The organism is [Rhizobium] kunmingense (assembly GCF_977018605.1).
In genome coordinates, this window is record NZ_CDRNXG010000001.1 from 2,502,851 (window position 1) to 2,514,205 (window position 11,355).

At 62.1% G+C, this 11,355-nt stretch carries 11 protein-coding genes; 6 read left to right on the forward strand and 5 right to left on the reverse strand.

Annotated features, from left to right (window positions below):
• Positions 1 to 149: 149 nt before the first annotated feature.
• From AC0JZ4_RS11930 to AC0JZ4_RS11940, 3 genes are read left to right on the forward strand one after another with little or no spacing between them, the layout of a single operon-like run.
• The gene (locus tag AC0JZ4_RS11930) at positions 150 to 773 is read left to right on the forward strand and encodes a DUF1285 domain-containing protein (protein WP_471886592.1); all 624 of its coding nucleotides are present in this window, start codon (positions 150 to 152) and stop codon (positions 771 to 773) included.
• A complete protein-coding gene (locus tag AC0JZ4_RS11935) occupies positions 770 to 1,420 on the forward strand; it encodes a CoA pyrophosphatase (protein ID WP_471886593.1) in 651 nt (216 codons plus the stop codon). Before AC0JZ4_RS11930 ends, AC0JZ4_RS11935 begins: the two co-directional genes overlap by 4 nt.
• Positions 1,417 to 2,679: a CCA tRNA nucleotidyltransferase gene (locus tag AC0JZ4_RS11940; protein ID WP_471886594.1), complete on the forward strand. Its 1,263-nt coding sequence runs from the start codon at positions 1,417 to 1,419 to the stop codon at positions 2,677 to 2,679. Before AC0JZ4_RS11935 ends, AC0JZ4_RS11940 begins: the two co-directional genes overlap by 4 nt.
• Positions 2,680 to 2,686: 7 nt before the next feature.
• Here AC0JZ4_RS11940 and AC0JZ4_RS11945 read toward each other — a convergent pair whose 3' ends face one another.
• From AC0JZ4_RS11945 to hemF, 3 genes are all read right to left on the reverse strand, one after another.
• On the reverse strand, positions 2,687 to 2,875 hold the full coding sequence (locus AC0JZ4_RS11945; RefSeq protein ID WP_471886595.1) for a DUF1059 domain-containing protein: 189 nt from the start codon (positions 2,873 to 2,875) through the stop codon (positions 2,687 to 2,689).
• 105 nt (positions 2,876 to 2,980) lie between these two features.
• Positions 2,981 to 3,271 carry a hypothetical protein gene (locus AC0JZ4_RS11950; RefSeq protein WP_471886596.1) on the reverse strand — a complete coding sequence of 97 codons (291 nt, stop codon included), beginning with the start codon at positions 3,269 to 3,271 and terminating at the stop codon, positions 2,981 to 2,983.
• Positions 3,272 to 3,397: 126 nt separating this feature from the next.
• Positions 3,398 to 4,312 carry an oxygen-dependent coproporphyrinogen oxidase gene (gene hemF, locus AC0JZ4_RS11955; RefSeq protein ID WP_471886597.1) on the reverse strand — a complete coding sequence of 305 codons (915 nt, stop codon included), beginning with the start codon at positions 4,310 to 4,312 and terminating at the stop codon, positions 3,398 to 3,400.
• Between the two features lie 165 nt (positions 4,313 to 4,477).
• Here hemF and AC0JZ4_RS11960 point away from each other — a divergent pair, with 165 nt between their 5' ends.
• The gene (locus AC0JZ4_RS11960) at positions 4,478 to 4,735 is read left to right on the forward strand and encodes a hypothetical protein (RefSeq protein WP_471886598.1); all 258 of its coding nucleotides are present in this window, start codon (positions 4,478 to 4,480) and stop codon (positions 4,733 to 4,735) included.
• Between the two features lie 54 nt (positions 4,736 to 4,789).
• Here AC0JZ4_RS11960 and AC0JZ4_RS11965 read toward each other — a convergent pair whose 3' ends face one another.
• Both AC0JZ4_RS11965 and AC0JZ4_RS11970 read right to left on the reverse strand, forming a co-directional pair.
• Positions 4,790 to 6,439, reverse strand: a complete 1,650-nt coding sequence (locus AC0JZ4_RS11965) for a Na/Pi cotransporter family protein (RefSeq protein WP_471886599.1) — start codon at positions 6,437 to 6,439, stop codon at positions 4,790 to 4,792.
• A gap of 129 nt (positions 6,440 to 6,568) precedes the next feature.
• Positions 6,569 to 7,033, reverse strand: a complete 465-nt coding sequence (locus AC0JZ4_RS11970; RefSeq protein ID WP_471886600.1) for a tRNA (cytidine(34)-2'-O)-methyltransferase — start codon at positions 7,031 to 7,033, stop codon at positions 6,569 to 6,571.
• Between the two features lie 337 nt (positions 7,034 to 7,370).
• Between AC0JZ4_RS11970 and AC0JZ4_RS11975 the strand changes: the two genes are divergently transcribed.
• Together AC0JZ4_RS11975 and AC0JZ4_RS11980 are read left to right on the forward strand one after the other, a co-directional pair.
• The gene (locus AC0JZ4_RS11975) at positions 7,371 to 9,224 is read left to right on the forward strand and encodes an ABC transporter ATP-binding protein (RefSeq protein WP_471886601.1); all 1,854 of its coding nucleotides are present in this window, start codon (positions 7,371 to 7,373) and stop codon (positions 9,222 to 9,224) included.
• A 194-nt stretch (positions 9,225 to 9,418) separates the two neighbouring features.
• A complete protein-coding gene (locus AC0JZ4_RS11980) occupies positions 9,419 to 11,350 on the forward strand; it encodes a methyl-accepting chemotaxis protein (protein ID WP_471886602.1) in 1,932 nt (643 codons plus the stop codon).
• Positions 11,351 to 11,355 lie beyond the last annotated feature (5 nt).

The window sequence follows — 11,355 nt, forward strand, 5'->3', positions numbered from 1 at the left end:
ATGCCCTTGTCGCGACTCGTTGCAGTGCAGCAAGCAGATTAGCCTCTCAAGTTATTACCCCAAATGAGGCTGACAAGCTCGTCTTGAATGACTATCTCGTGAGGAACGATCGCGACGGTCAACGATTAATTTCGAACCGGGACTGAAAGATGGCAGCTCAGACGATAAATGGTGCGACGGACGCAGCCGGCCTTGCGGCGATGATTTCGCGTGCTTCCGAGCAGTCCGGCAGTAAAAACCGGGGCTTGCCGCCGGTCGAGAAATGGAACCCGCCGTTCTGCGGCGATCTCGACATGGAAATCCGCGCCGACGGCACCTGGTTCTATATGGGAACGCCGATCGGACGCGCGCCGCTGGTGCGGCTGTTTTCCACCGTTCTACGCAAGGACGAGGACGGGAAGACGTATCTCGTCACGCCTGTGGAAAAGGTCGGTATCCGGGTCGTCGATGCGCCGTTCCTGGCGGTCGAGATGCAGGTGGCGGAAAAGGACGGCCAGCCGCTCATCACGCTCAGGACAAATGTCGGTGACGTGGTGGAAATCGATGCCGATCATCCGTTGCGCTTCGAGATCGTTGGTCAAGAGCGGCAGTTGAAGCCATATGTCTTGGTTCGCGGACGGCTGGAAGCGCTCGTCTCGCGCGCTGTCATGTATGAACTGGTCGAGCTTGGCGAGGTCGTCGATGTCGATGGTACGGCGACGTTCTCGCTGCGCTCGGGCGGCAATACCTTCCCGGTCATGCCTGCCGACGAGCTGGAACGGCTTGCCCGATGAGCGATGTTTCGACCCGTGATCCCGCGCCTTATTCCGCCGACGGTTTTCGCCGCCGGGCGCTGCACCAGAGCGGCGGGCCGCTGGATACGGCGTGGCGCGAGCATGGCGATCACCTGCTCAATCCGCAATTCGTCGCCGCGGCGCGGGAGTTGAAGCTGAAGGATGCCGCCGTGCTGGTGCCGGTGATCGATGACGGTATCGAGGCGAAAGTCATCCTGACCCAGCGCACCACGACACTTCGAAAGCATTCCGGCCAGATCGCCTTTCCGGGCGGTGGCGTCGATCCGGAGGACGGATCGCCGGAGCAGGCGGCGATGCGCGAGGCGCAGGAGGAGATCGGGCTCGACCCGCGCTTTGTCGAACCTCTTGCGCGTCTGCCGCAATATTATGCGATGACCGGGTTTCGCATCACGCCGGTGCTTTCGGTGGTCAAACGCGGCTTCGATCTCAGGCTCAATCCGGCCGAAGTGGACGATGTCTTCGAGGTGCCGCTGTCGTTCCTGATGAACGAGGCGAACCACCAGCGCGGCAGCCGTTCTTTCAACGGAACGGAGCGGCATTTCTATCTTATGCCCTATGAGGGCCGGAACATCTGGGGGATTACCGCCGGTATCCTCCGTACGCTTTATGAAAGGCTTTATGCATGACTTCCGTGGCTGGCGAGACCTGGTTCCAGGATACGGCGCTGCAGCGCGTTCTTTCGCTTTTGAACGACGAGGGCGGCGAGGCCCGCATTGCCGGCGGTGCCGTGCGCAACGCGCTGATGGGCATGGCGGTCGCCGATGTCGATATCGCAACGACGCTTACGCCCGACGTGGTCGTCGCGCGCGCCAGGGCCGCCGGCTTAAAGGCGGTGCCGACCGGGATCGAGCATGGCACGGTGACGCTTGTTCTTGACGGACGCGGCTTCGAGGTGACGACGCTTCGCCGCGATATCGAGACCAACGGTCGCCACGCCGTCGTCGAATTCGGTACCGACTGGAAGGCCGATGCAGAACGGCGCGACCTGACGATGAATGCGCTCTACGCCGATATCACCGGCGAGGTGATCGATCTCGTCGACGGCATCAAGGATATCGAGGCGCGGATGGTGCGCTTCATCGGCGACGCCTCCCAGCGGATCGCCGAGGATCATTTGCGCATCCTGCGCTTCTTCCGCTTCTTCGCCTATTACGGCTCCGGCCGGCCGGATGCGGACGGATTGCGGGCCTGCGCGCGGGCGAAGGAGGCGCTGGATACGCTCTCGGCCGAGCGGGTCTGGGCCGAAACGAAAAAGCTGCTTTCCGCTCCCGATCCTTCGCGGGCGCTTCTGTGGATGCGCCAGGTCGGCGTGCTGACGCAGATCCTGCCGGAAACGGAAAAATGGGGCATCGACAGCATTCATGGTCTTGTCGCTGCCGAGCAGGCGCTCGGCTGGTCGCCGGAACCGCTCTTGCGGCTTGCCGCGATCGTGCCGCCGGACGAGGCTCGGCTCGCGGCGCTGGCGAAACGCCTGCGGTTGTCGAATGCCGATGCGGCCAAGCTGCAACTCTGGGCCTCGACGCCGGCCATTCCCGATGAGGTGACCGATGTCGGCTTCACCCGGCTTCTCTACCGGCACGGCAGGGGCGGGTTGATTTTCCGGGTCAGACTGGCGCTCGCGTCGGCGCGAGCCGCGGCAGAGGGGGATCTGGCGGCGATGCGCAGGAGCGCACGGCTTTCGCAACTGCTGGCGAGGGCGGAGGGCTATGAGAAGCCGGCGTTTCCGCTTTCGGGAAGCGACGTGATGGATGCCGGCGTGCCTGCCGGCAAGCGCGTCGGCGAAATTCTGCGAGAGCTTGAAGAGTTCTGGATCGCCCGCAACTTCGTTCCCGAGCGGCCCGAACTGGCCGCCCGGCTGGAAGGCATGGTGGCGGACGAAAAGTAGTTGCCGCTTATGCGGCAGCGTGTTTTTCGTCGCGGATGCGTGCCTTGATATTGTCGATCATGGTTTCGCGGATGATGTCTTCACCGTGGTCGGCGCGCATATGCGTCACCGCCCGGCGAACCACTTCGGCATCTTCCGCCGCCCGCGTATGCCATTGGCAGCCGGGAACCAGCGTGCCGCATTCAAAAAGCCGCATGGCATTTCCTCCTCTTGTTCATTCTAGGCTTCACCGCCAGTCCTGACGGACAGGCGGTGAAACGAGAACTTCGCAAGAGGTCAAGAGTTCCGCCGGCTGGGCGGATCAGTCCGGCAGAGCCCAGGAATGGAATACCGAGCCGCCTGGCGGTGTTGCGGCTACCGTCGGCTTCTCCGCCATCGGGTGGCGGGGCGAAGCCTTGCCGGCGAGCTGATGCTTGACCTGTTCGATGCAGAAGGACAACGGCAGTTCGCCGCCGCTTTTCGTGCGCATCTCGGTCGCCAGCCGATCGATCAGTTCGGATTGCGTCTCGGTCGTCGGTGTCTTTGCGTGTGTCGCTGTAGATGCCTGGGCAGGCGCTTCGGCAGGTGAGGGCATGCTTTTCGATGCGGTCATCGTATACTCCTCCCGGTTGACCGTTGCAGGTTAACACCAGTTAAAGAGATTCGTGTATCGCAATTGTCAAATGTACGATGCCGTACGAGACTATTTTTCAGTTCGGCCGCTTACGGACGTCTCTTCTCAGGGCCAGCGAACCGCCGGCGGCAGGGACGAGAGGATCGATTCCACATTGCCGCCTGTCTTCAGGCCGAAAATCGTACCGCGGTCGTAAAGCAGGTTGAACTCGACATAGCGGCCGCGGCGTACCAGCTGCTCGTCGCGTTCCTCTTCCGTCCAGGGCTTGTTGAAATTGGCGCGGACGATGCGGGGGTAGACGAGATTGAAGGCACGACCGACGTCCTGGACGAAGGCGAGGTCGGCGTTCCAGCCGCCTTTTTCCTCCGGCGATTGCTGCCAGTCGAAGAAGATCCCGCCTATGCCGCGGTGTTCGTTGCGGTGCTTGAGGAAGAAATAGTCGTCACACCAGGCCTTGTAGCGCGGGTAATCGGCGATCGCTTCGTGGCGCTGGCAGGTGATTTCCATGACGCGATGGAAAAGCTGGGTATCCGGGTCTTCCTGGGTACGCCTCGCATTCAGCATCGGCGTCAGGTCGGCGCCGCCGCCGAACCAGTGGCTCGAGGTCACAACCATGCGGGTATTCATGTGTACGGTCGGCACATGGGGATTGACCGGATGGGCAATCAGCGAAATGCCTGAGGCCCAGAAACGCGGGTCTTCTTCCGCGCCGGGAATCTGGCTGCGGAAATCGGGGGAGAACTCGCCGTGGACTGTGGAGGTGTGGACACCGACCTTCTCGAAGACGCGGCCTTCCATCATCGACATGCGACCGCCGCCGCCGACACCGCCATCGCGCAGCCAGTCCTTGCCCGTGAAGGCACCCGGAGGCTGGTCGGACAGACTGCCTGTCAGTTCATGCTCCAGCGTTTCGAAGGAGGCGCAGATCGTGTCGCGCAGGCTTTCAAACCAAGCGCGTGCGGCCTGCTTCTTGTCTTCGATATCCGCGGGCAGGCCCTTCGGCAGGTTCGGTCGTTCCATGGCGGTTTCCTCGTCAGTCCTTCGATTCGGCTCCTCCGTCTAGCGCATAACAGCAAAGGCTTTCGCGGGCCATTCCACCGCTCATCATCCACCGGAAATCAGACTCGCAAAACGTGCAGAGCAGGCTTATCTTCGAGATCAGCAAGGTGCGGATGAGAGGCTTTCATGGCGAAATTCACACCACCGCCGCTCAACGGCTTGAAGCGGCGTATCGACCGCCACCGGCAACAGGTCGCCGGCGAGCGATCCGGCATGTTCGTGCGCGAAACGTTCCTGATGTCGCGCATCGACGCGCGCGAAAAGGCGCGGGAGTGGTTCGAGGCGTATCCCAAGGCCGCCTACTGGACCGAGGTGGAAAGCTGGCGTCAGCTGGAAGGGGACCAGATCGAGTTTACCATGCGAAGGCTGCCGACGGCGGATTGAGCTTCGCCCGTGATGTCGGTTTAACCAGCCTGAAATTCGCACGACCGTCGGGATTCAGTGCTGTTCCGCCTGTCGCAGGCGACTTTCGATCAGAAGCCCGCTCTCGTCCAGGATCGGATGGGCTACCGACACGATATGGGCGTTGATGCGCTTGAGGTCGCGCAGCATGTCGAGGTGAAGCGAGCTTGTCCGCAGGCTTTCCGGCCTGCCGTCTCTGAGACGTTCCAGATGCCGTTCGGCCGAACGTTTTTCCAGCCGGCGCACCTCGACCTTCATCTCCATCAGGCGCCGGGCAAGGTTGAAATCGCCGGTGACGAAGACGGTCTGGGCGGTGCGCAGGTTGTCGATCGTCAGGTCGAAGAAGTCGGCGAGCTCCTGCTGGCCGTCTTCCGAGAATTTCAGTCCCTTGGCGATCTTCTTGCCCAGCTGGTCGCAGAGGCCCTTTTCTATGATGTCGCCCATGTGTTCCAGATTGATCGCATAGTCGATGATGGCGATCGAGCGTCTGGCGTTCTCGTCGCTGAGACCCAGCTGGCCAAGTTTGGAGAGATAGATCTTCACGTCCTGATGCAGCCGGTCGACACGTCCCTCGATCGAGGCGATTTCGTGCAGCGGGGTCGGGTCGTTGCGCTTGAAGGCGTTTTCTGCCCGGATCAGCATGCGTTCGATCTGATCGCCGACGCCGAGCACTTCGCGCGTTGCATTGGTGAGTGCGCGAACGGGATCGTTCAGCTCGTCGGGATCGAGAAACAGCGGGCCGGCTTCCTTTTCCGGCGCATCGGGGATCAGGCGGGTCATGAGGTCTGAAATCAGGCCTCCGAAGGGCCATGCCAGACAGGCCAGAGCCAGGTTGAAGGCGAGGTGGGCATCGACCGGCAGTTTTTCGGGGGCGACCGGCAGCATCTGCAGCAGGTCGGCGGCGATGCCGGCAAGGGGCAATGCGAGTGCGCAGCCGATGGCGCGCACGAGAAGGTTGCCGCGGGTTATCCGGCGCGCTTCCGGCGGGCTCGCGAGTGTTGCTATGACGGGCGGAATCGCACCGCCCAGATTGGCGCCGAGGATCAGCACGACGACAAGTCCCGGAGAAGCGACGCCGCTCGATGCCAGCGAGAGGATGAGGATGACGATCGCAAGGCTGGATGAGGAGACGAAGGCAAGTGCCGCGGAGAACAGAAGTGCCACCAGCCATGTGGAATCGAGCAAGGCGAGAAAGGCGGCAAGCGCCGGCGACTGTCGCATCGGCTCCGTCGCAAGGCCGAGGAGCTGCAACGACAGCAGCATGAGGCCGATACCGATCAAGGCCGTGCCCAGGCCCTGCCGGGCAGGCTGGGCGTTCCGCAGCAGGAAGAGGCCGACAAGAAGAAGGAGAGGGGCGAAAACCTCCGTGCCGGCCGCGACCAGCCATGCCGTCACGGCGGTTCCGACATTGGCGCCGAGCAGCACGACCTGCGCCATGCGCGGATTGATCAGTCCCCGCTCTGCAAAGGACGCGGTCATCAACGCTGTCGCTGTCGAGCTTTGCAGCGCGATCGTCGCAAGAAGGCCGGACAGGATGGAGCGGATGCCGCTTTTCGTGCTGTTGGCAAGCGCTGTCCTCAGCCGCGCGCCGAAGGCGCGGGTCACACCTTCCTTTACCTGCGAAAGGCCAAACAGAAGCAGCGCGATGGCGCCGAGGATGTTGATGACGACGAGCGTCGACTGCAATGCAAAATCCCCCGAAAGCCAATGAGATAACGAGCGTGATTCCGTTGCCGGCTAATGAATGATAGCCCTTTTGCGGGTGCGCGCAAGACGCTTCACGCTAAAGTTTCGGCGCTGAGGAAGAGGCGATGTCTACGGCTTCCAGCTCGTCTGGCGCATAGCCTCGCCGGCGATCATCGCGGCCGACATGGCGACATTGATCGAGCGCTGGCCCTCGACCATGGGGATCAGGATGCGTCCTTCAACCGCGTCATGGACATGATCCGGCACGCCGGCGCTTTCGCGTCCGAAAAGCAGGATGTCGTCGGGTCGGTAATCGAACTTTGTGTAGGCTTCCGGCGATTTGGTCGTTGCGAGCACCAGCCTGCGACCGGTGCTTTTTCGCCATTCGTCGAATTGCTGCCAGTTGACATGGCGCGTGAGCTGCACCGCCGACAGGTAATCCATGCCGGCGCGTTTCAAGTTGCGGTCGGAGATGTCGAAGCCGGCCGGTTCGATGATGTCGACGCCGAGACCGAGACAGGCGGCGAGACGCAGGATCGTGCCGGTATTGCCGGGGATGTCGGGCTGGTAGAGGGCAATGCGCAAATCGGTCATGCAGACTGATTAGCGGAGGTTGGGGCTGTCGCTCAAGCCCGACATTTTCGAGAGCTATTGGGACTTTTCAATTTTGCCGCGAGCGTGTAGAAGGACGGCCTGTTCAACGCCCATTTTGGAGGCCTACATGGATATGACCGTGCTCATGCGCCTCCGCCAGTCGGATAGCCGTCCGGCCTGAGGCGTCTCGCGGTTCACGCAAAGACTTCTTCTTAAATGATCCGCTTTTCCGTAAATCAGCCTGTGGCCGCGTCAGGCCATGCCCATTTTGTCCAGATCCATGCCGTTTCGGGCATTTTACCCCGCGTGGATCGACTTCCGACATTCGGAGCCATTCATGTTCTCGTGGTTTGAACGCCGCCTCGATCCCTATCCCGAAGATGTGCCCGGCCTGCCGCCCAAGGGGCTTTTCGCCTTCTGCTGGCATTATACAAAGCCGGCATGGCCTTGGCTGCTGCTCCTGGGCGGTTGCTCGCTCGCCATCGCGGTTGCCGAAGTGCTGCTCTATCAGTTCCTCGGCAATATCGTCGACTGGCTGGCCGCCGCCAATCGCGAGACTTTTCTCGCCGACGAGGGCGGCAAGCTGTTCTGGATGGCGCTGCTTGTTCTTGTCGGCCTGCCGCTTGTCGGGGCCATCCACACCGTCACCATGCATCAGGTTCTGGCCGGCAACTACCCGATGATCGCCCGCTGGCAGATGCACAGGTTCCTGCTGCGCCATTCGATGGCCTTCTTCGCCAATGAATTTGCCGGCCGCGTATCGACCAAGGTGATGCAGACCTCGCTTGCGGTGCGCGAAGCGACGATGAAGATCATCGACGTCTTCGTCTATGCGATCGGCTTCTTCGTCTCGATGCTGGCGCTGGTCGTCGCGGTCGAGTGGCGGCTGGTTCTGCCGTTGATCCTCTGGTTCGTCCTCTACGTGTTCATCCTGCGCTATTTCGTGCCGCGGCTGCGCAAGCTGTCGAGCGAACAGGCCGATGCGCGCTCCATGATGACCGGGCGGATCGTCGACAGCTATACCAATATCGGCACGGTGAAGCTTTTCTCCCATGCGGGCCGCGAGGAAAGCTATGCCAAGGAAGGTATGAACGAGTTCCTCGGCACCGTTCACAGGCAGATGCGGCAGATCAGCCTGCTCAATATCGCGGTCGACGTGAACAATGCGCTGACCGTGTTCGGTGTTGCGGCGCTCGGCATCTGGCTGTGGCTCGATGGCGGCGTCAGCGTCGGCTCGATCGCGGTGGCGATCGGCCTTGCCATGCGCATCAACGGCATGTCGCAATGGATCATGTGGGAAGTCACCGCGCTCTTTGAGGCGATCGGTACCGTCTATGACGGCATGAACATGATGACCAAGCCGCATGACGTGACCGATGCCGAGGGCGCGCGTGTTCTGGCGACCAAGAAGGGCCATATCCACTACGATGGCGTGCGCTTCCACTATGGGCGCAGCAAGGGGATCATCGACGGGCTGACGCTCGATATTCCGGCGGGTCAGAAGGTCGGCCTCGTCGGACGTTCCGGCGCGGGCAAGACGACGCTGATGAACCTGCTCCTGCGTTTCTACGATCTGGAAGGCGGCAGGATCACTATCGACGGGCAGGATATCTCGGGCGTGACGCAGGACAGCCTGCGCGGGCTGATCGGTGTGGTCACGCAGGACACGTCGCTCCTGCATCGGTCGATCCGCGACAACATCGCCTATGGGCGTCCGGATGCCGGCGATGCCGAAATCATCGTGGCGGCGAAGCGCGCCAATGCCTGGGACTTCATCGAAGGCTTGTCCGACCTGCAGGGCCGTACCGGGCTGGACGCGCATGTCGGCGAGCGCGGGGTGAAGCTATCGGGCGGTCAGCGGCAGCGGATCGCGATCGCTCGCGTGTTCCTCAAGGATGCGCCGATCCTGGTTCTCGACGAGGCGACCTCGGCGCTCGATTCGGAGGTGGAATCGGCGATCCAGGAGAACCTGTTCTCGCTGATGCAGGGCAAGACGGTGATCGCGATCGCTCATCGGCTGTCGACGCTGACCGAGATGGACCGGCTGATCGTGCTCGACAAGGGGCACATCGTCGAGACGGGCACCCATGAGGAACTGGTGGCCTCCGCCGGCATCTATGCCGACCTGTGGCAGCGCCAGTCGGGCGGGTTCCTCGGCGATCATGAGACGGAAGAGGCCGCGGCGGAGTAATCCGCCGCGGGCCTGCCCGGTCCGCGACGAGATGTCCCGGCACCGGCGCTTTTTTCAACCCGATAAAGGCTCTTGTTGTCGCACTTTTGCAAAACGGATCAATTAACAGAGCCGAGTAAGCCTTTGTTTATCCGAAGCTGTCAGTGATGCATGGAGTGCATGGCACCCCTGACTAATTCTGATGGTTGCAAAAAATGAACACTGTAAAAATCAAATTTCTTCTTCCCGCACTGTTTAGCGTTATGGTTCTGATCCTGATCGTGCAAGGCGCCATGGGTATGCGGTCCGTCTATCAGATGGACACTCAGGCCAATACGATCAGCCACCGCATCGACCGCATGATGATGGTTGCGGATATGGACGGACTGCTGTCCGATGTCCGCCGCCTGTATCTGATGATCCTTTCCGCTCCGTCGGCCGGCGAGCGCACCGGCTACATGGAGCAGCTCTCGGCCAAGGACGTGGTGCTGGCTGCGGCGATGAAAGATTACGCCGCTTCGGCCGTCATCCCGGCGACGCAGCAGAAATTTGCCGAAGTCGAGCGCGTGGTTGCCGACTATAACCGGATGGGCGCCGATTTCATCCAGCGGATCCGTTCCTCGCGGGTCTATGAAGCCCGGGATATCATCGCCCAGATGATCCCGCGCGGCGCAGAGGCAGGTACGCTGCTTCAGGAGATTATCGACGAGAACAAGGCTCGCAGCGTCGACGATCGTCAGAAAGCCAACGATACGGCAAACTTCGTCTATGTCACGACGATGCTGGGCGTTGCCTTCGCCGTGGCGATCGCCATCGGTGCCGCGATCATGTGCCTGCTGCGCGTGACGCGTCCGGTCGGCCAGATCACGTCCTCGATGAACGAGCTGGCTTCGGGCAAGAACGACATCACCATCCCTTATGCCGGTCGCTCCGACGAGATCGGCGAGATGGCGGCTGCCGTTGCGGTCTTCCGCGACAACGCGCTGGAGCGCGTGCGTCTGGAGCAGGAAACCGAGGCCAACCGCTCGATGAGCGAGCGCGAGCGGATCGCCAACGAAGAACAGAAGGCCCGCGAAGCGGCCGATGTGGCATTCGCCGTCAACAGTCTCGCAGGCGGCCTCAATGGTCTCTCGGATGGCGACATGACCGTTCGTCTGGATCAGCCGTTCGCCGGCCAGCTCGACCAGTTGCGCGTCAACTTCAACGAATCGATGGACAAACTGCAGGGCGTGCTGCGCTCGGTTGGCGAAAACGCCCGGATGATCGATGCCGGCGCCAACGAGATCCGCTCTGCCGCAGACGACCTGTCGAAGCGTACCGAACAGCAGGCAGCCTCGGTTGAAGAGACCGCAGCTGCGCTCGAACAGGTCACGACGGCCGTCAAGGACTCGGCGGTTCGTGCCGGCGATGCAGGCAAGCTCGTCGACGAGACCCGCTCCGCGGCCGAGCGCTCGGGCGACATCGTCCGTCAGGCTGTTTCCGCCATGGAGGAAATCGAGAAGTCTTCGGGCGAGATCTCCAACATCATCGGCGTGATCGACGACATCGCGTTCCAGACCAACCTGCTTGCGCTCAACGCCGGTGTCGAGGCGGCTCGCGCCGGTGAAGCCGGCAAGGGCTTTGCGGTCGTCGCACAGGAAGTGCGCGAACTGGCCCAGCGTTCGGCCAATGCCGCGAAGGAAATCAAGGCGCTGATCAACGCCTCGGGTGACAAGGTTCGTGACGGCGTGAGCCTCGTCGGCCAGACCGGTGAAGCGCTGGACCGGATTGTTGCCGATGTTCAGCGGATCAACACCAACGTGTCGTCGATCGTCGTGTCTGCCCGCGAGCAGTCGACGGGTCTGTCCGAGATCAACACCTCGGTCAACCACATGGACCAGGGCACGCAGCAGAACGCGGCGATGGTCGAACAGACGACGGCTGCAAGCCACAGCCTTGCGGCGCAGGCCCAGGCACTGAACGAGCTGCTTGGCCAGTTCAAGCTCGGCGGCGCTCAGTCGGGTGCATCTGCTCCGCGTGCGGCCACGCAGGCTTCGCGTCCTTCGGCATCGCCGGCGCGCGCGCTCGGCGCCAAGATCGCGTCTGCCTTCGGTGGCGGCGGTCGCGCCTCGGCTGCGGCCGTCAAGCAGGAATGGTCGGAATTCTGATGCCC